General features: G+C 64.9%; 20 protein-coding genes. 7 read left to right on the top strand and 13 right to left on the bottom strand.

Translation table 11 applies throughout. The features are described from left to right. Positions 1–173: 173 nt before the first annotated feature. On the top strand, positions 174–2,672 hold the full coding sequence (gyrA, locus tag VFC51_15550; protein HZT08438.1) for a DNA gyrase subunit A: 2,499 nt from the start codon (positions 174–176) through the stop codon (positions 2,670–2,672). A 54-nt stretch (positions 2,673–2,726) separates the two neighbouring features. Here gyrA and VFC51_15545 read toward each other — a convergent pair whose 3' ends face one another. Then, positions 2,727–3,542, bottom strand: a complete 816-nt coding sequence (locus VFC51_15545; GenBank protein ID HZT08437.1) for a hypothetical protein — start codon at positions 3,540–3,542, stop codon at positions 2,727–2,729. Between the two features lie 214 nt (positions 3,543–3,756). Between VFC51_15545 and VFC51_15540 the strand changes: the two genes are divergently transcribed. The 6 genes from VFC51_15540 to VFC51_15515 all read left to right on the top strand — a co-directional run bounded on the left by VFC51_15540 (position 3,757) and on the right by VFC51_15515 (position 8,103). Then, the gene (locus VFC51_15540) at positions 3,757–4,599 is read left to right on the top strand and encodes a cation transporter (protein ID HZT08436.1); all 843 of its coding nucleotides are present in this window, start codon (positions 3,757–3,759) and stop codon (positions 4,597–4,599) included. 204 nt (positions 4,600–4,803) lie between these two features. After that, complete coding sequence (locus tag VFC51_15535) at positions 4,804–5,700, top strand: cation diffusion facilitator family transporter (protein ID HZT08435.1); 897 nt, start codon at positions 4,804–4,806, stop codon at positions 5,698–5,700. A 71-nt stretch (positions 5,701–5,771) separates the two neighbouring features. After that, positions 5,772–6,548: a DUF4346 domain-containing protein gene (locus VFC51_15530; GenBank protein HZT08434.1), complete on the top strand. Its 777-nt coding sequence runs from the start codon at positions 5,772–5,774 to the stop codon at positions 6,546–6,548. A 108-nt stretch (positions 6,549–6,656) separates the two neighbouring features. Beyond that, positions 6,657–6,860, top strand: a complete 204-nt coding sequence (locus VFC51_15525; protein ID HZT08433.1) for a hypothetical protein — start codon at positions 6,657–6,659, stop codon at positions 6,858–6,860. A 92-nt stretch (positions 6,861–6,952) separates the two neighbouring features. Then, positions 6,953–7,576: a chromate transporter gene (locus VFC51_15520; GenBank protein HZT08432.1), complete on the top strand. Its 624-nt coding sequence runs from the start codon at positions 6,953–6,955 to the stop codon at positions 7,574–7,576. Next, positions 7,573–8,103 carry a chromate transporter gene (locus tag VFC51_15515; protein HZT08431.1) on the top strand — a complete coding sequence of 177 codons (531 nt, stop codon included), beginning with the start codon at positions 7,573–7,575 and terminating at the stop codon, positions 8,101–8,103. Before VFC51_15520 ends, VFC51_15515 begins: the two co-directional genes overlap by 4 nt. 49 nt (positions 8,104–8,152) lie before the next feature. Here the strand turns inward: VFC51_15515 and VFC51_15510 are convergent, their stop codons facing one another. The 12 genes from VFC51_15510 to VFC51_15455 all read right to left on the bottom strand — a co-directional run. After that, complete coding sequence (locus VFC51_15510) at positions 8,153–9,073, bottom strand: fumarylacetoacetate hydrolase family protein (GenBank protein ID HZT08430.1); 921 nt, start codon at positions 9,071–9,073, stop codon at positions 8,153–8,155. Positions 9,074–9,112: 39 nt separating this feature from the next. After that, the gene (locus VFC51_15505) at positions 9,113–10,084 is read right to left on the bottom strand and encodes an electron transfer flavoprotein subunit alpha/FixB family protein (GenBank protein HZT08429.1); all 972 of its coding nucleotides are present in this window, start codon (positions 10,082–10,084) and stop codon (positions 9,113–9,115) included. Between the two features lie 51 nt (positions 10,085–10,135). Further along, positions 10,136–10,918: an electron transfer flavoprotein subunit beta/FixA family protein gene (locus VFC51_15500; GenBank protein ID HZT08428.1), complete on the bottom strand. Its 783-nt coding sequence runs from the start codon at positions 10,916–10,918 to the stop codon at positions 10,136–10,138. A gap of 99 nt (positions 10,919–11,017) precedes the next feature. Then, positions 11,018–11,212 carry a hypothetical protein gene (locus tag VFC51_15495; GenBank protein ID HZT08427.1) on the bottom strand — a complete coding sequence of 65 codons (195 nt, stop codon included), beginning with the start codon at positions 11,210–11,212 and terminating at the stop codon, positions 11,018–11,020. Positions 11,213–11,269: 57 nt separating this feature from the next. Beyond that, on the bottom strand, positions 11,270–11,986 hold the full coding sequence (locus VFC51_15490) for a Phenylacetic acid catabolic protein (protein ID HZT08426.1): 717 nt from the start codon (positions 11,984–11,986) through the stop codon (positions 11,270–11,272). 128 nt (positions 11,987–12,114) lie between these two features. Beyond that, the gene (locus VFC51_15485) at positions 12,115–14,205 is read right to left on the bottom strand and encodes a heterodisulfide reductase-related iron-sulfur binding cluster (GenBank protein ID HZT08425.1); all 2,091 of its coding nucleotides are present in this window, start codon (positions 14,203–14,205) and stop codon (positions 12,115–12,117) included. Between the two features lie 45 nt (positions 14,206–14,250). After that, entirely contained in the window at positions 14,251–15,522 is a 1,272-nt protein-coding gene (locus VFC51_15480; protein HZT08424.1) for an NADH-ubiquinone oxidoreductase-F iron-sulfur binding region domain-containing protein, read from the bottom strand. 49 nt (positions 15,523–15,571) lie between these two features. Beyond that, entirely contained in the window at positions 15,572–15,916 is a 345-nt protein-coding gene (locus VFC51_15475; GenBank protein ID HZT08423.1) for a (2Fe-2S) ferredoxin domain-containing protein, read from the bottom strand. Between the two features lie 55 nt (positions 15,917–15,971). Next, complete coding sequence (locus tag VFC51_15470; GenBank protein ID HZT08422.1) at positions 15,972–16,748, bottom strand: CoA-transferase; 777 nt, start codon at positions 16,746–16,748, stop codon at positions 15,972–15,974. After that, complete coding sequence (locus tag VFC51_15465) at positions 16,741–17,655, bottom strand: CoA-transferase (protein ID HZT08421.1); 915 nt, start codon at positions 17,653–17,655, stop codon at positions 16,741–16,743. The genes VFC51_15470 and VFC51_15465 overlap by 8 nt, the downstream gene beginning before the upstream one ends. Further along, positions 17,652–18,416 carry an enoyl-CoA hydratase/isomerase family protein gene (locus tag VFC51_15460; GenBank protein HZT08420.1) on the bottom strand — a complete coding sequence of 255 codons (765 nt, stop codon included), beginning with the start codon at positions 18,414–18,416 and terminating at the stop codon, positions 17,652–17,654. Before VFC51_15460 ends, VFC51_15465 begins: the two co-directional genes overlap by 4 nt. 14 nt (positions 18,417–18,430) lie before the next feature. Further along, the coding region (locus tag VFC51_15455) for an enoyl-CoA hydratase-related protein (protein ID HZT08419.1) at positions 18,431–18,783 on the bottom strand (353 nt) is incomplete at its 5' end.

Below are 18,783 nucleotides of genomic sequence, written 5' to 3'. Positions count from 1 at the left end.
CCGATGCGCGCGTGTCAAAGGCATCACGGCCCGGAGCCCTCGGTCGATCCAGCGCGAATATGGCGTAAAATTGTTCGCTACCTTCGTGCCCGTGCGACGGAGTGTGTCGTCCCTCAGGGCGCAATCGGTCAGAGCACAGAGCGCGCCGCTGCATGCTTTAGAGGAGCCTGTTCATGGAGCCAGGGAACGTCCGACCAGTGAAGATCGAAGAGGAGATGCGAAGCTCGTATCTCGACTACGCGATGAGCGTCATCATCGCGCGCGCGCTGCCAGACGTGCGCGACGGGCTCAAGCCGTCTCAACGTCGCGTCCTGGTGGCGATGCACGATCTTAACCTGGCTCCCAACCGCTCCCATCGCAAGTGCGCGAAGATCTGCGGCGATACCTCCGGCAACTACCATCCGCACGGGGAAGCCGTTATTTATCCGACCCTCGTCCGAATGGCGCAAGACTTCAACATGCGATACCCGCTCGTCGACGGGCAGGGCAACTTCGGCTCGATCGACAATGACCCGCCCGCGGCGATGCGATACACCGAAGCGCGGCTCACCCCCATCGCCATGGAGATGCTTGCCGACATCGACCAGGACACAGTCGATTGGCAGCCGAACTACGAGAACACGCGCCAGGAGCCAGTGGTGCTCCCAAGCCGCTTTCCGAACCTAATCTGCAACGGATCCGCGGGCATCGCGGTCGGCATGGCGACGACGATTCCACCCCACAATCTCAGCGAAGTCGTCGATGCGATGGTCCTCCTTATCGACAACCCGAATGCAACGATCGAGGATCTGCTGCGCATCGTGCCCGGCCCGGACTTCCCGACAGGAGGTATCCTCGTCGGGAGAGAAGACTTGCGCGCCGCGTACGCGACCGGACATGGGCGCGTGGTCATTCGGGCCAAGGCGACCGTGGAGGAGCCGCGAAGCGGTCGGTGGCAGATTGTGGTCACCGAGCTCCCCTATCAGGTCAACAAGGCCGCGCTCCAGGAGCGCATCGCGGAACTGGTCCACGACCGCAAGATCGACGGCATCGCCGACATGCGCGACGAATCGGATCGACAGGGGATGCGCCTGGTCATCGAGATCAAGCGCGATGCCCGCCCGCAAACAGTCCTCGCGCAGCTCTATAAGCACACGGCCCTGCAGTCCGCGTATGGCATCAACATGCTGGCCATCGTGGACGGCGAGCCGCGCGTTCTCAATTTCAAACGGCTGCTCTCGCTTTTCCTCGAGCACCGTCACACCGTCCTGACGCGACGAACCCAGTACGAGCTGGATCGCGCCCGGGCGCGCGCGCACATCTTGGAAGGGCTCAAAATCGCCCTCGACCACCTCGACGCGGTGATTCGGACGATTCGGCAGAGCCCCTCGGCGGACGCGGCCCTGCAGACCTTAATGACGCGCTACCGGCTCTCCGAGGTTCAGGGCAAGGCCGTGCTCGACATGCAGCTCCGCCGCCTGGCGGCCCTCGAGCGCCAGGAGATCCTGGACGAGCTGGCTCAGCTCCAGCAACGGATTGCCTATTTAGAGGATCTGCTTGCGCACCCGGACAAGATCCTCGCGCTGGTTCGAGAAGAGCTGCTCGACCTGAAGAAGCGCTTCGGCGACGCGCGCCGCTCTCGAATCTCGCTGGACGATAGCGCCAACATCACGCTGGAAGACATGATCGCGAACGTTGAGACCCTCGTGACGGTGAGCAATCGTGGGTACGTGAAGCGATTGCCACCAGACACGTATCGAGCCCAACGTCGGGGCGGGCGCGGCATTCGCGGCATGATGCTCCGCGACGAGGACGCCCCCCGACACATGGTCGTCGCCCACACGCATGACAACATTCTGTTCTTCACGGATCGCGGGCGGGTATTCCAGCTCAAAGCCCATCAGATCCCGGAGTTCGATCGAAACGCCAAGGGCGTGCCCATCATCAACCTGATCAATATCGATCCAAGAGAGATGGTCACGGCGGTGATCAGCACCGCGGACTTTGACGGAAACCAGTATCTGCTGATGGCGACCAGCCTCGGCGAGATCAAGAAGGTCGCCATCGATGAGTTCGGCGCCGTCCGCTCGAGTGGGCTCATCGCCATGGACCTCGAACCCGGTGATGAGCTGGGCTGGGTCCAGCACATCAGCCAGGGAGCCGAGATCATTCTCGTCACGGAGCAGGGTCAGGCCGCGCGCTTCCGGGAGGGAGTGGTGCCCGCGCGATCGCGAGGCGCGGGCGGCGTGCGCTCGATGAAATTGGGCGAGGGAGATCGGGTCTGCGCCATGGACATCGTGGTGCCAAACGGGCAGCTCCTCGTCGTCACTGCAGCGGGCCACGCCAAGCGCACGCCCTTGACCCAGTACCCGACGCACAACCGCGGTGTGGCGGGGGTCATGGCCTTGAAAGTCTCCGAGAAGAGCGGGCCGATCGCCACAGCTCGCGTCGTTCGCGGAACCGAGGAAGCCATGGTGACGTCCGCCTCGGGCATCGTGCTCCGCACGCCAGTGTCCAGCATCAGCATCCAGGGGCGGTCCGCCCAGGGCGTCGCCCTCATGAGCCTCAAGGCAGGTGATCGGGTCGCCTGCGTCGCCCTGCTGAACGGCCACGGAAATGGAGACACGGATCCGAGCGCTACGGAGCGTCCGGGCCGGCGCGCTCGCGCCAACGGGCCCAATCAGGGAGCGTAGGTGCGGCGGCGAGAGTGACCTTGGCCGCCGGCGGTCGCGGCGAGAGCCCGCGGATCAGCGGCGGCCGAAGAGCCCGCGCCGCTCGGGCACCGCGGGCGGAAAGATTTCCGCCTCGATGGTTCGCGCCAGCTTGTCGACGGCTTTCGCCACTGCCGAACCCGCCTGGGTTTGAACGAAGGCCTCGCCGCGCATGGCCGCTTTGGCCGGCACGTCGTTCCCGTACGGGATCTCGATGTCGATGGACTGTTCGAGCGTCTGCACGAACTGCTCCATGGCGAGGGGCTTGAACGGGTATGGATTGTTCATCAGGTACATCAGGCGTTCGCTCGGAACGTGAATGACCTCGGAGAGAATTCTCTGGCACTCACGGATATCGCGAAGGGTCGATAGCTCGGGCGTGCAGACCAGAATGATCTTGTCAGCGTTCTCGAGGGCGGAGATGGTGGGATCGGTGAACGACGACGAGGTGTCGATGAACGAAATGGGAAATGCCTGCCGCAGGAGCCGAATCGCCGCGCTCACGTGCTCGCCGGTCACCACGTCACCTTCTTCGGCGCGGTTCGCGCCGACCATCAGCTTGAGGCCACTGGAGTGGTCAGAGAGATAGTGGCCGAGGCCAGCCCGGTCGAGGCGCGAGAGGCTATCGACAGATGCCGCGGCCACGCTCGTCCTTGGCGCCGCGTTGAGCACCAGCGCACAGTGTCCAAAGGTCAGCGAGAGGTCGAGAAGACCGACCTGCTCGGGATGGAGCTTGGCAAGGGCCACGGCGAGGTTGACAGCGAGCATGGTCTTGCCGGAGCCGCCGCGCGGGCCGAACACGGTATACACCCGACCAGCCGGCTGTCCGCCCACCGCGTCTGCATTCTCCATTTCGTTCCTCCGCCGCAATCGTTCCGATGCTCGTCGCGTCCGCAAGAGCGGGACGGCGACGCTCTCACGACGCGGCAAGCGTAGCACAGGTCCGGGGCGTTACACAATCGTTACCCTCCCGCGGATTCGCCCGCCAACGGGACAGGCCCTGGGCACCGCTAAGCGAACGGATGACGAAATTCCGTACACTGCAATCACGTGATGGCGAGGACCGATGGATCACGCCAAGCGTTCGCGATCCGCAGGCAAAGGTGAGGGAATTGCCTCGACCTGGGGCAACCACGTGAACGAAAAACACACGCGCGCAGACGCGCAACGAAAGAGGTGTGATCGAGACTGCTCGCCGTGTGAGGGCTGCTGCGACTGCCGCGCGGAATCCAGCCAGCGGCAAAGGCGCGCGCGCCGGTGGGCATGGGTACTCACCGGCGCGACGATCGGGTGGAACACGCTTGAGGCCACAGTCGCGACAGTGAGCGGCATCCTGGCACACTCCATCGCCCTCGTGGGGTACGGGTTGGACGCGGTCGTCGAGGTCAGCAGCGCGCTCGTGGTGGTGTGGCGAATGGCGCATCGGACCGACGGCGCAGCCGACGAGGCGCTCGAGCGGCGCGCAACGCGACTCGTTGGAGTGAGCCTGTGGGCCATTGCCGCGTACGTCGCCGTCGAAGCCGTGCGCGACATCCTCGCGCAGAGCGCACCCGACCGTAGCGCGGCAGGGCTCGCCATCGTGGCGCTTTCGCTGGTCGTCATGCCGGCCTTGGCGCACGTCAAGCGAGGGGTCGCGGCGAATCTCGACTCGTCCGTTCTGCGCGCAGATGCTGCCCAGACCCAGGTCTGCTTTTATCTCGCCGTCGCCGTACTCATCGGCCTGATCGCAAACGATTTCTTCGGTGTGTGGTGGATGGACCCCCTCGCCGGACTCCTGGTGGCGGGAATCGCGGCGCGAGAAGGCCACGAAGCGTGGAGCAGCGCCCAGGTCAGCGGAGCCGACCACGGATTCGACGCGCATGCGATTTGCGTGGCACACTGTTGCCCCGCCTGTCCCGGCCTCGTCTAGCGTCCGCTCGCCGCGGACGCTATGGGCCCAGCGGTAGAAATTCGCCATTGCGACGAGGGGGCCCTCGCCGATACGATACCGGTGTGGTCGCAACTGGCGTGCGGATTCCGCGCGTCAGGTGTAGGAAGCGCGCAATGTCGAGCACAAGACGCCAGCCGAGACGATCCGTTGTCCGCCCATAGCCATTCGCACGCCGCCCGGGAGGTGAGCAGATCCACGGGCGTTGCGAGCTACGATCGTCTGTTTGCCGTGGGGATAGGCCTCAACGTGGGCATTGTGGTCTGTCAAGTCGTGCTCGGGGTGTTCTCCAGCTCGCTGGCATTGATCGCCGACGCGGGGCACAACCTGAGCGATGTGTTAGCGCTCATCCTCGCGTGGGCGGCGATCGCTCTTGGGCGCAGGCGATCGTCGCTCAATCGCACGTATGGTTGGCGCCGAATGTCGATCGTCGCGGCCCTCATCAACGCCATCACGATCTTCGTCGTGACGGCCATCGTGTCGTGGGAGGCCGTTCAACGCCTGGTCGCGCCATCCGCCGTCGAGGGGTCGACGATGATTTTCGGCGCTGCCGCGGCCGCCGGGCTCAACGCGCTGGTCGCGCTGATGTTCCGTCGGGGCGGGACCTCCGATCTCAACGTGCGGGGCGCTTTCCTCCACATGGCCGCGGACGCGGCGGTCTCGCTCGGCGTTGTCGCCGCCGGCATCGTGATCATCTTGACCGGCTGGGTCCAACTCGATCCGATCGCGAGCCTCGCGATTTCCGCCGTCATCCTCTGGAGCGCGTGGGGGCTCGTTCGTGACGCGGGGAACCTGCTCCTCGACGCGGTCCCTCTCCGCGTAAACACAGGAGAGGTCCGCATCTACCTCCTCGGGCTTCCTCACGTGACCGACGTGCACGATCTGCACATTTGGGCAATGAGTACGACCGAGATCGCGCTGACGGCGCACCTCGTCACGGCGCAGGACCCGCCATTCGACGCGCTGCTCTCGCGCGTTTGTCGCGAGCTTCGCGATGACTTCGGCATCGAGCACGCGACCGTGCAGCTCGAACGCGGGGACCCGAACTTTCCGTGCCTGCTCGCGCACGCCCATCGTGTATAGGGGATGAACCCGAGCGCCCCGCGGATCCGCCGCCTATCGCGATCGGAACGCTACGGATCGGATTCTTCCGCGTGAGCGACGTAGGGTTGTATTCCGGTTCGCAGGACAGCTCGGTCGCAATCTGCACCCTCTCCAGTGCGGAGCTGTTCGCAAAGCTCGTTGGCTCGCCCATCGGGCCGCACGCGGCCCTGATCGGCCCCCTCGAGACGGAGAACATCGGCATCGATCGGATGGCCGCGACCCTCCTCGAGCGCCCGCGAATCCGTTGGCTGATCGTCTGCGGGCAAGAGCGCCGCGGTCCGTACCAGGCTCAGGCCCTTCGCTCCCTTTTTGCTCATGGGATCGAGGACGACGGGAAGATCATAGGAGCCCGGAGCCGACGCGCGCGCCTGCGAAACCTCACCGTCGACCAGGTGGCCGCGCTGCGCGAGCAGGTGACACTGCGGGACCTTTCCGGCGTGGAGGACCTCGCATCCATCGCAGCGGCCGTCGAGCAGTGCCGGGCAGAGAAGCGCGGACCCTTCGAGAGACGGGTTGCGGCCCCGTTGCCCGAGCCCATACGAGTGCCCCACACCCCGTTCCGGCTCAAAGAGCACGATCCGCTGGGATTCTTCGTCATCCTCGCCGACGCGCCATCCGGAACGATCTTCGTCGAGCACTATCTGCCGGATGGGAGCCTTGGGCACCGGGTCGTCGGCCCTGACGCCGAATCGCTCTGCGGAGCGCTCATCGAGTGGGGTCTGCTATCGCGACTCGACCACGCCGCGTATCTCGGCCGGGAGCTGGCCAAGGCGGAGATCGCCCTTCGCGAGGGGCGCACATACCGACAGGACGACCCGCTCCCCTGAGGTTGCCAGTTGGCAATTATCCGCAACACCACCGCGGCAGAACCGCCGATGCCAGCCGGCCGCTGTGCTAGAATGCCATAAGCCACGAGCGGGCCACTGGAGACGCCAATGGCGAAGAAGCGCAGGCGAAAGCCTGGCCTCCAGCGCTGCTCGATCTGCGGCAGCTACCAGCTCATTCAGGAGATGGAGGGCCGAATCTGTCTCGCCTGCCTTGGTCGCGTAGGCGTGAAGCGCTGGCGCCCCAAGACAGCACGCGACCGGGATGAGCTGGCGGCCCCAGAAGCAGCGGCCGCGAGGCCCAGGTCAAGCTAGTCCAGGACGCTCCCGAAGCGAGCGTCCGCTATTTCACCCGGCAAGAAGGGCTCCCCGAATTTTCGGGAAGCCCTTCTCTCATGGAGCCCCCATTGGCGGAAACGACAGCGGACGCGGGTCTTCGGCCCGGCGAAATTGGCGTCCTCGCCCGCGACGTCCCGGTCGCCACGCTCTTCCTCACGTTCGCCAAGATCAGCGCCCGGTCCTGGGGCGGCGGGTCGGGAACGATCTACACCATGAACCAAGAGCTGGTCCGGCGAGGATGGATCACTCCCGGGCAATTTGCGCTGGACTTTGGGCTGAGTCGGCTCGTTCCCGGCATCAACTTGATCGCCATTGCCGTTATGACGGGCTATCGCCTCGGCGGCTTGCTGGGCGCCCTCGCCGCCACCGCCGGATTCATGCTGCCCGCGTCGGCCATCACCGTCATCCTGACGATTGGCTTCTCGCAGTTCACCACGCACCCGATCGGCAACGCGGCAGTCAAAGGCGTCGTCCCGGTCACGGCGGCGCTCACTTTTGCGTTGGCCGCAGACAATGCTATCGGCGTCCTTCCACGTCGCGAGCGGCGCACCATGGCGCTGATGCTGCTCTACGCGCTCGCGGCCTTCGCCGCATCCGCGATCGTGCACCTGTCTGTCGTGTTCGTCATTGTCGGTGGCGGGCTCGTCGGGGCGTTTCTGTTCCGCCCGGAGAAAGAGGAGGTGGGGCCGTGACGATCCCGGAGATCCTGCTCGTCTTTCTCAAGGCGTCCTTTCTCTCGTCTGGTGGACTGCAGGCCCTCCCAATTCTCCAGGATGAGCTAATCGTCCAGCGCAACGTGCTCGACTACGGCGCGTTCGCCACCGCCGTCGCCATTGGGCGGATAACGCCTGGCCCAAACGGGCTCTTCGTCATCACGATTGGCTATTACCTCGCCGGCCTGGCGGGCGCCATTGCGGGCATCGTCGCCCTCTCGATTCCGCCATTTCTGGCTATCGGCCTCGTTCACGCGCATCGGCGCATCGCCCACCGGCGCTGGGTGGCCGGCTTGACTCGGGGGATCGGCGCGTCGTCCGTTGGGCTCCTCGCTGCGCTGGGCTATTCGTTCACGGCTCCCCTGGCCGCCCAGCCCGCGTCGCTGGTGATCCTTGCCGTCGCCCTCGGAATCCTGCTGGTCACGAAATCCGACGCTCTGCCGCTCCTGGTCGGCGGCGCCGCGGCGGGCGTCGCCCTCTACCTCATCGGCGTCCCGCTGGCTTGACGTCGGCAGCGATTGCCCCACAGCGCAAGAGGCGATGACTTTGGGGGGCCTACAGCTCGCGCACGTCCACGACCGGATTGCGCAGCACGCCCACACCCTGGACCTCGACCTCGACCACGTCTCCCGGTTTGAGAAACTCGGGCGGGGTTCGGGCGTAGCCGACACCTGAGGGCGTCCCGGTCGAGATCAGATCGCCAGGCTCGAGCGTCAGCCCGCGAGACAGATGGCAGATGATCGACGGGATGTCATTGATGAGCAGGCTCGTGTTCGAATGCTGTTTGACCATGCCGTTGACGCGGCACTCAATGTCGAGATTGTGGGGGTCCTTGACCTCGTCTGCCGTAATGATCCACGGTCCGAACGGACACGTCCCATCGAGGCTCTTCCCCTTGAACCACTGCACGTGGCTCTGCTGAATGTCGCGCGCCGACACGTCGTTGAAGCACGTGTAGCCAAAGACATGCTCCATGGCCTGCGACTGGTCGATGTTCTTTCCCCCGACTCCGATCACCACGCCCATCTCGGCCTCCCAGTCGTACTTGGTCGTCACCGTCTCGTCGAAGAGGATCGGGGCGTCTGGGGCGACAATTGCAGTCACGGCCTTGGTGAAGAAGACCGGAACCGTCGGCTCGAGCTGGCGATTGGCGGCTCGATTTGATTCCTCCAGGTGTGCCCGGTAGTTCACACCCAGGCAGAACACGTTTTTCGCGGGTCGAGGAATCGGCGCCAGGAGCTTCACATCGGTGAGGGGGAACGCAGCGCCCTGCACATCGCTTCGCGCCGCAGCCCCATCGGCGACCTCGCGCGCGCGTTGCCAGGCTGAAGGACCAGCCTGGATGAGTCCGAGGAGCGATTGCGGCAACGACGGGCCGCCGCTTGACTCGGCCAGGCGTGGAAGATCGATGACAGACGACTCGACGACGGCGCCGAGGCGCGGTCCGTCTCCGTGATCGAATGTGACGAGTCGCATGCGGCACCTCCCGCGCCACGAGTGGACGCCAGATTTCGGTCAGGCAAGCCCCTTGCGGCGCTTGATCTCCGCGATGAGCTGGGGCACGACCTGAAAGACATCACCCACAACACCCAGGTCCGCTACCTTGAAGATTGGCGCCTCGGGGTCCGTATTGACAGCAATGATGGACTTGGAGCTCTTCATGCCCGCGAGATGCTGGATGGCGCCGGAGATACCACACGCGACGTACACGTCGGGCTTGACCGTCTTGCCCGTTTGACCGATCTGCATAGAATACGGGACCCAAGCGGCGTCCACAACAGCTCGCGTTGCGCCCACCGCCCCGCCGAGGAGATCGGCCAATTCCCGAAGCATCTGGAATGACTCCGCGGATTTCAGCCCTCGCCCTCCGGCGACGATGGCATGTGCGCCTTCGAGCTGGGGCCCCTCCACGGGAACCGTCACGCGATCTTCGATGCGCACGCGCTTGATGGACCCGTCCGTCGGCGCAGGCACGGCGACGACCCGGGCCGTCCCGCCCGTGTTTCGCGCCTCAAAAGACTTTGGTCGAACCAGGAGCAGCTTCGGCCCCTGATTGACCAAGGTACTGGTCGTCTGATACGAGCCGCCGAGCGCGGGGATCGTTGCCTCGACGCTGTCTTGCGTCAAACGCACATCTCCGACGTCGGTGATGGCGCCGCAATCGAGGCGGGCCGAGAGCCCGGACGCCAGATCGCGTCCGGCATAGCTGGACGCGAACAGAATGACCCGTGGCTGATGCTCGGCAATGAGGGTAGCCATCACCTCAACGGCCGGCAGCGTCAGATACTGGTCGAAGACCGGTTCGTCGCAGCGGTAGACGACCTGCGCGCCGTGGGCGCCTAACGTTTCGACCGCGTTTTCCGGTGCCGCGCCGAGGAGGACGGCCTCGGCCTCACCCAGCTCGGACGCTTTCGCCAATAGCTCGAGGGTGGTCGGGGTGACGGACCCGGACACGATCTCCGCGTATACCCAGATGCGATCAGCCACGTCCAGCACCCTCTTTGGACTCGATCAATCTTTCCGATACGAGCCCCGCCATTAGATGACTCCGATGGAGGCGAGGAAGTCCGCGATCTGCTTCCCGCCGTCGCCGTCATCTTGGATGACCCGCCCCGCGGCCCGCTCCGGCGGGGCGCCAACGGTGAGAACGCGCTCCCGCGCGGCGTTTGACCCGACGTCGGATGGGCCCAGCCCAAGGTCTCCCGCGCGAAACGCCTGGATCTCGATCTTCCGTGCCGCCATGATGCCTTTGAGCTGCGGATACCGGGGCTCGTTGATGCCGCTGGTCACGGACACGAGGGCGGGAAGCTGGGCCTTCACGACCGTGTACCCGGTCTCGCTCTGGCGGTGCACGGTCACCGTGCTGCCATCGACGGAAACCTGTTTGGCGAAGGTGAGGGGCGGTAAGCCCAGGAAGTGCGCGAGCTGGACGGGCACGATGCCCGAATAGCTATCGCTACTCTCCGTGCCGCAAATGACGAGATCGAACGCGGGGAGTCGTTTGATGGCAGCAGCAAGCGCCTTGGCGGTTCCAATGGTATCGGAGCCGGCGAATGCTTCGTCGTGCAGGTGGACGCCCGCCGTAGCGCCCATGGCCAGCGCCCTCCGGATGCCGATTGTCGCATCGGCGATGCCCATCGTGACGAAGGTAACGGTGCCGCCGTGCGCCTCAGTGAGGCGCAGGGCCTCCTCAACGGCGCTGGCCGCTGCGGGATCCAGCTCGTGGGGGAGGTCCTTCCGCTGTATTCGCTTCGTGTCAGGATCGATCTGCAGCGTGACGGAACTGTCGGGAATGACCTTGCCACAGACGACGACGTGCAACGGCGACTCCTGTCGATAGGAAGTGAGCCCTTCCGTACGGCGGCGGGCCTCAAGGGGCGCAGCCTGAGCCGCGCATAGCAAGTGGGGTGGGCGGAGGAGCTACTCCAGCCACTCCTCGACGTGGCCCTCCATCACGGTACCGAGAACCTCTTCACAGTCTTGGAGGGCCTGATCGACGGCCTTCGGATCATCCTTTACGTGCGCAGTCCCGACCGCGCACGCGCTATAGACGGCCTGGACGATGTCTTTGAGATACTCGTCGAGCTTGTACGTGATGGGCGCAGCTTCGACCATTCGGGTTCCTTCATCCTCTCTCAGTGGTGGCCAACGACGCGACAATTCGCGGGCGGATCAGACGTAGAGCCGGCCTTCCATCGGGTCCGGAACCTCCAGCCCCATCCCCGCGATGAGCGGCGTCACCTCGGCCATGTACTCCTCGCGCGCCTGCGCGTTCGAGCGGCGCTTGATGCCCCACTCGCGGAACCGCTCGGAGCGATACGACTGCGAGTTCCCGAACATATCGAGCGCCTTGATGAACCAGTAGTTCACCGACTTCTGGATGCGCTCTTTCTGCTCGCCGCCCTTGGCCGCCAGCTCGGCGGTCATGTTCGTGCCGAACTCGATGTGGCCATGCTCCTCCGGGATCATCGTTTGCACCGCTCGGTCAAGAGGCGCATAGGAGCACCCGATGAACTCATCCAGCTGATACTTTCCGACCCGATCCACGAGGAAACCGAAGACGGCGAAATCCTCCCAGGTCGTAATGGTCGTTCGGAACGCCTCGACGTAGCGCTTTTGGTTCGACCACTTGAGGGTGTGGGAAACGTCCGTCCCGATCTCACCCGCCAGGCGCGCCATCTTGCGGAAGTGGTCGATCTCCTCGGCCGCAGTTCGCGCGACCACGATCTGCATGCTCTTCGATGGCGCGTTCGGGAGGATGTGCTCGACGTAGAGATGGGGTCCGCCGATTTCGCAATCCGCCTGGATGGTCAAAATTCGGCCCAGGAGATCTTTGTACTCCTGGTCCATCTTGTCGAAGTCTTTCAATTCGATCTTGTCGGTAAACACGTTCTGCTCCCTCGCCGCGTGAATTGAGGCGACCCGGTCTCGTCCCAATATAGCCGAATCATATTTCACTATGCAAGAGGCCGTCTAGAAAGTGCGACATCGCGAGCCCGCCATCGCACAGGAGGCCACTAGTCGGCGGCCGGGAGCTCCTCGTCCGCCGGGCCGAGCGACGCCTCAATGAGCTCGGCCACGTCGCGCACGGGCAGCGTATCCGCGACCCCTTTGGCCCCCGTTGCATCCTCGAACATCATCAGACAGTAGGGACACGCCGTCGCCATGCGCTCCGGCTCGACGGCCATCGCCTGTTCGAGGCGAATGTGGTTGATGCGCCGGCCCCGGGTCTCTTCCATGAAGGCATGAGCGCCGCCGGCGCCGCAGCACATGGCCTTCTCGCGACACGGGGCGATCTCGCGCAGCGTGACGCCCGGAATCGCCTCCAAGAGCTGCCGCGGTTCATCGTACGTGTCGTGATAGCGCCCGAGGTAACAGGGATCATGGTAGGAGATGGCCGCGGGCTTGCCCACCTCGGGCTTGAGCTTGCGTTCAGCCAGCAGTTGAGCCAGGAACTGTGTGTGGTGCATGACCCGAAACGCGCCGCCGAACTGCGGGTACTCGTCTGAGATGGTATTGAAGCAGTGCGGGCAGGCCGTGACGATCGTCCGCTTCCCCCCATCGGTGGCCTCGTTCAACGTTTCGACGTTTTCGGCAGCCAACATCTGATAGAGGTACTCGTTGCCAGCGCGACGGGCCGGGTCGCCGGTGCAATTCTCGCGGTTGCCCAGGATGGCGAAGCTGACGCCAGCGCGCCGCATCAGTCGCGAGAAGGCCTGGGCCACCTTCTTGCTCCGGTCATCGAAGCTGCCGAAGCAGCCGACCCAGTACAGCACCTGCGCGTCCGGTGCCTCCTCGATCGTCGGGATCTCCAGCCCAGCGGCCCAATCGGCTCGCCTGGCTCGCGGAAAGCGCCAGGGATTGCCCGTGGCCTCGAGGTTTTCGAACAGGCTCTGCAGGTCCTTGCCGATCCGACTCTCGCCCATGACCAGGTGCCGGCGCATCTCGACGATCTTGGGGACGTGGTCGATGAACACCGGGCACGCGTCCACGCAGGCCCGGCACGTGGTGCAGTCCCACAGAACTTCGTCAGTAATGACGTCGCCGACCAGGACACGCGTTGCCTGCTCCGCTTCGCCATGGGCAGTGGTGGTCGCAATCTGTGCGTCCGTCGATCGCGCTAAGAGCTGCGGTCCGCGTTCGAGCAGGTAATGACGGAGATTGAGAATCAGGTCCTTCGGCGAAAGCGGCTTGCCGCTGATGCTCGCGGGGCACTCGCTCGTACAGCGTCCGCACTCGGTGCACGTGTAGCTGTCCAGAAGATCCTTCCAGGTCAGGTGGTTGATCTCCGAGACGCCGATCGGCTCGTCGTGCTCGAGTGCCTCCTCGACGTTCTGATAGGGAAGCTGGCCCTTGGGCGACAGCCGTCGCAGCCACACGTTGAACGGCGCGGTGACGATGTGCAGGTGCTTTGAGTGGGGGAGGTACGCGAGGAAGCCGAGCAGCGTGAGGACGTGGAGCCACCAAAAGGCGATATGGCCAGCCAGGTCAGCGCCATAGCCCGCGCGGACGAGGAATCGCGCGAGGAACGTTCCGACGAACGCCCGGTCGCGATTGAAGGCTGGCTCGGGGTGCCACATCGCCGCGGCAATGGCGAACCCCTCTTGGAGAAACGCCGTGATCATCAAGGTGCTGATGAGACTGAGAATGATGATGGCGTCGCCGCTCAGGTTCAGGTACCACGGCTTCACCGCGATCCGCCGGTAGAGGGCCATGCCAATACCGACGAGCACGAGCAGCTGAAACGTATCGACGAGATACAGGAACGCGCCCGTGTCGCTGATGAATGGGAGGCGAAACCCGCTCCACAGCCCGCGGCCGAAGATCTCGATGGTGCTCAACGTGATGACCAGGAACCCCCAGAAGATGAGCGCGTGCATGACTCCTGGGTAGGTCCGCGAGAGGAGCCGCGCCTGGGCGAGGACGTTGAGGACCCAGCCCACCGTTCGTTGGAGGGGCTGATCGGTGCGTCGCTCCGACCGGCCCAGCCGCATCAGACGGAAGAGCCGGTAGGCGTCACGCAGGAACAGGCCCACTCCTATGGCGATGGCGAGCGCAAGGATGAGCCACCCGGGGATGAACCCGTATACCACCTCGGTCGCTGGCACGGTCGACTCCTAAACTCGTTTACCGAGACTGACGCGCCATCCGCCTCAGCTCGCGGCCGAGCCGCTGGGACACGCGTGGTGCTCGAGATGGAACGTGAAGTCGTCCGGGAATAGGCGCATCGCGGACGTGAGCGGCGGGATCGGCATGGAGATCAAGCTGCAGAAGCCCTTCCCCTTGGCGAAGGCCCCGAGCTTCGGAATCTGATCGAGAAGGGCTCGTGTTCCCTGGCCGCTCCGCACCTGGCTCGTGATCTTTGCCAGCGTGCTCGTCTCCATTTGGCAGGTGGGACACTGCCCACAGGATTCTCGAGCGAAGAACTGAGCGATCTCATCGACGACCTCGACGATGCATTCCCCTTCCTCGACGATTCGCAGCACGCCGCAACCGAGGGACGAGCCGCGCTCCATCAAGGGCTGCCGATCCATCGGTACGTCGAGATCGTCGCCGGCGATAAAGCCACTGGAGGGTCCGCCGGGCAGCACCGCCTTGATGCGGTTGCCACTCGTCAACCCTCCGCCGTGCTCCTCGATGAGCGCCCGAAGAGGAGTCCCCACTGGCAGCTCCACGACACCAGGGCGCCGGACGTTGGCAGGCAGTGTGAAGAGCATCGTACCAGGATTGTCCTCGGTCCCGATCTTGCGGAACCACGGCGCTCCATTTCGGACGATCGCTGGGATGTATGCGAACGTTTCGACGTTGTTGACCACCGTCGGCTGGCCGTGCAAGCCGCGGGTCGTCGGAAAGGGTGGCTTTTCCCGAGGCAGCGGCGCGCGGCCCTCGATCACCTCGAGCGATGCGCTGTCCTCACCCGCGACATACTCCTGCGGCGCCGGATGGACGCGCACCGAGAATGAAAAAGTCGTGCCTCTGATTCGCTCACCTAGGTACCCGGCGGATTGCGCCGCGCGGATCGCCGCCTGGAGCTGCGCGGTTGCCTCTGCGTACTGCGAGTTGATGTAGAGCACGGCCTCGCTGGCGCCGATAGCATACCCGGCGAGGATGACGCCTTCCAGCACCTTGTGGGGGACGTTCTCCATCACCACGCGGTCCTTCTGGCTGCCGGGCTCGTCTTCGCCGCCGTTGGCTACGACGTACTTGGGTGCCGCGGCTTCCGCGGCCGCGAAGGACCACTTTTGACCCGTGGGAAACCCCGCGCCCCCCCGCCCGCGAAGGTGAGACTCGGTAACCACGTCGAGGACGTCCTTCGGCGGTCCTCCAAGGGCCCGTTCGAGCGCCGCGTAGCCACCCTCGGCGCGATATTCGTCGAAGGTCTGAGGCCCAGAGGCCAGATCCTTCGTCAGTATGATGCGCTCCAACGTTCCCTCCTTCACGCTCGCGACTCGCCCGCGGCCTCTTGCGCTGCTCCTAGAGGTCGATCATGCCCGACTCGAGGATCTCGAGGATCAGGTCGCGCAGGCCGGGATCGACCCGCTCGGTCAGGCGGGTGACCGGCTCACCGCCCAGCATGTGGGCCACGATTTCGTCAACATCGCTCATCTGGACGCCCATGTACCACGTCCCCTCCGGATACAAGACGATGTTCGGCCCGTCTTGGCAGGCCCCAAAGCAGAGATACGATTTGACCTCGATGTCGCTACCGGCGGCTTCGAGCTTCTCTTTGAAGGCATCCAACAGGGCCTTGGACCCCCGCGACGCACAATCGACATTTGTACAGACCAGACAGGTCTTGATCTCCTTTGGTCTTGCCATTCTCTCCTCCAGTCTCAGGTTCGGCGCAGTCCTTCGGTCTGCGCGTCTCGCGGGATTAGACCTGAGACCTCGTGCCCGTCCAGAATCCCGTCGGATCGTATTCGCGAATAATTTCCAGCTCGTGCCGGCTTGGCTCCGGCGTTGGCGCCAGATCCCGCGCTACCCGGAGCGGCCACTCCGTTGCCTGCTCGATCTCGGCGAGGCTCGTCCCAGCGTGGTAGGAGCACAAGATCGCCTCGCCGGAATCGCGGTCGAATCGGAAGAGCCCAAGCGTCGTGATGAGCGCCGACGGCCCGCCGCCAGGAAGCCCGACCCGCTGTCGCCACCCGGCTCCCTCGCCGAATCCGGGCGACGTCACGAAATCCACGCGCGTGCGAAGCCGGCGGCGCTCGTGGGGCATCATAATTACGAGGCGCTTGGAAAGGCACGCGATGTCGGCCGCCCCGCCGCTGCCGGGAAGGCGCACCGACGGCTCGCGCCAGGATCCAACATACGACGTATTGAGGTTGCCATATCGGTCGACCTCCGCGCCACCGACGAATCCCACGTCGACGTCGCCCCGCTGAAGCAAGCTCATGACGTGCGCCGTCGACAGACACGCGGCCGCGTTTTGGATATTGGGAGGATCGCACATCGTGTAGAGCAGCGCGGGGGAGGGTGTGTCACGCACGATCCCCGCTTCGAAGAGACCGACGGCGCGTGGAGCATGCAGCCGCTTTGCCACGCAAAACGCGAGCAAGGGCAAGCGCATTCCGACGAACACGACGTCGCCATCTCGGATCTCCCGAGCAGCGGCCGTCACCATGACCTCGGCGGGCGTCACATCATGCACCGTAGTCGACCGGAGCGGCGAGTTGTGGCCCGCGCACCCGGAGCGCCGTTTGCCGGTCCGCGCCGAGGAGGTCAAGATACGCGCGGCGGTCTCCGACGCCGTAGACCCAACGCGCCAGCCAGCGTTCGGCGCCGTCGGCCGTGCGCGTCTCGCGATGGTAATCATGGTAGAAGTCGTGGTCCCTTCCGTAACAGCCCTGTACCGGAGACGGGTGGCAGGCGAAGGGCTCGTGCACGACCGCGCTGACGCGAAAGGCCGGCGCCAGCACCCGATTGGGATCGCTCGCGATGATCTCGTGGTCGACGATCTCTTCCGCCACCAGCACGAGTTGTCGGCACGATCCGCACGCTTCAACGGCCACGCCGAGGGCGCCCCAACAGTGCGCGCCACCATCGGCGTCCGCCCGCTGCACGGCGACGAACGCCACGTCGGGGGCGAGCGCCCGGACGGCCACGAGCCGTTCGGCGGTGAAGGGCGATGTGAACTCGACCAGGTCGGGATTGGTCAGCAAGATGTCGCTTCCGAGGACCGTTCGGGTTGGCAAGAACGGAACGCCCTGCGCGGCCGCCTGTAGGGCCAGCGCGAACGTGAAGTTGGAGTAATCGCGGACGACAACACGGCTCGGGACGCCGCGCTCGCACGCGCGGCGGAAATTATGACCGAGCCCGGCGCTCACGTTTCCGACCCACGCTGCGCCGATCGTCGCCGCGCAGCCCGCGCCGATCATCTGGTCAAACAGCATGTCAGAGATGGGCGCCAGGAGCGTGAGATTTTTCCGCCGCTGTCGAATGATCTCGTGGCCGGCCGCGAACGGGATCATTCCCTCGAGGCCCGCGCCCAACAGAACGCTCGCGCCATCCGCGACAAACGTGGCGACGGCCTCCTCCATGCTCATCAGCTTCGTCATCGATGCTCCCAGATAGGCTGCCTCTTCTCCATGAACGCCCGAAGCCCCTCGACCGCATCCCGGGTGGCCATGAGCTGATCGAGGTACACCCGCTCCGAGGGCGCGACGAGGCCGCGAAAACTCCCGCGCGAGAGAATCGTGGCGCGCTTCACGGCGCGAAGGGACGATGCGCTTCGCTCGCGAAGCGGCGCGAGGGCCTCGTCCACGGCGGCATCGACGTCAGCCGGCACGACAACGCGCGACACGAGTCCCATGTCGCGAGCTTCGACGGCGTCGATCGATTCGCCGGAGAGAAGCAGGCGCATCGCCCGCTGGTGTCCGAAACGGTCAGGAAACAGCGCCGCGGCCGCTGGCGGATAGACCCCCAGCTTGATCTCCGGGAGCCCAAACCTGGCGTCGTCTGTCGCGACGACGCAATCGAGATATCCCACCAACTCGCACGCGCCGCCCAGACACTGGCCGTGGACGACCCCGATCGTCGGGACCGCGAGATCGTCCAGCAGCTCAAAGACGCTGTGAAACTCCCGGATCATCGCGTGCACGGTGTCTGGGAGATGTGAAGGAATGTCCACGCCGGCGGAGAAATGACGACCCGATCCCCTGATGACGATGGCGCAAAGGCGCTGCTCGTGGCGGATGCCCTCCAGCCATTCCTTGATCTGCGCAATCATCAAGAAATCGAACACATTGACCGGCGGGTGGGCCAGCGTGAGGCGGCCGACGACCCCGTCGAAGCTCGTGTCGATCCTCCGCTCGGCCATGACGGAAGGTCCGCTCACTCGCCGCGATACTGGGGCTGTCGCTTCTCCAGGAACGCCGCCATCCCCTCCTCCGCATCCGCGCTCGCGAAGACCTGCTTCAGCGCTTCGCGCTCGAGGAGCAGGGCGCCATCCATGGGGAGCTCCATGCCCTGGACGGCTGTCAGCTTGATCATGCCCACGGCGAATGCTGGTCCCTCGGCGACCTTGCGGGCGTAGGCCATCGTTTCGTCCATGAGCTGCTCGGCCGGATACAGGCGATTCACGATGCCCAGCTCCAACGCCTGCGGGGGCTCGATGGCGGCGCCGGTGATCATGAGGTCCAGGGCTCGTGACAGGCCGATCAGCCTTGGAAGCCGCTGCGTGCCCC

The organism is Chloroflexota bacterium (assembly GCA_035652535.1).
In the GTDB taxonomy this organism is placed as follows: Bacteria; Chloroflexota; UBA6077; order UBA6077; family SHYK01; genus DASRDP01.
The sequence above is the reverse complement of the archived record's forward strand: the minus strand, read 5'-3'. Positions and strand labels throughout refer to the sequence as shown.

Bases quoted from the DNA above. Each gene is read 5' to 3' on its own strand.
- VFC51_15460 (HZT08420.1), bottom strand. From the start codon at position 18,416: ATGGCCGAGCGGAGGATCGACACGAGCTTCGACGGGGTCGTCGGCCGC.
- VFC51_15525 (HZT08433.1), top strand. From the start codon at position 6,657: ATGGCGAAGAAGCGCAGGCGAAAGCCTGGCCTCCAGCGCTGCTCGATC.
- VFC51_15540 (HZT08436.1), top strand. From the start codon at position 3,757: ATGGATCACGCCAAGCGTTCGCGATCCGCAGGCAAAGGTGAGGGAATT.
- VFC51_15510 (HZT08430.1), bottom strand. From the start codon at position 9,073: ATGCGACTCGTCACATTCGATCACGGAGACGGACCGCGCCTCGGCGCC.
- VFC51_15545 (HZT08437.1), bottom strand. From the start codon at position 3,542: ATGGAGAATGCAGACGCGGTGGGCGGACAGCCGGCTGGTCGGGTGTAT.
- VFC51_15495 (HZT08427.1), bottom strand. From the start codon at position 11,212: ATGGTCGAAGCTGCGCCCATCACGTACAAGCTCGACGAGTATCTCAAA.
- gyrA (HZT08438.1), top strand. From the start codon at position 174: ATGGAGCCAGGGAACGTCCGACCAGTGAAGATCGAAGAGGAGATGCGA.
- VFC51_15465 (HZT08421.1), bottom strand. From the start codon at position 17,655: ATGACGAAGCTGATGAGCATGGAGGAGGCCGTCGCCACGTTTGTCGCG.
- VFC51_15475 (HZT08423.1), bottom strand. From the start codon at position 15,916: ATGGCAAGACCAAAGGAGATCAAGACCTGTCTGGTCTGTACAAATGTC.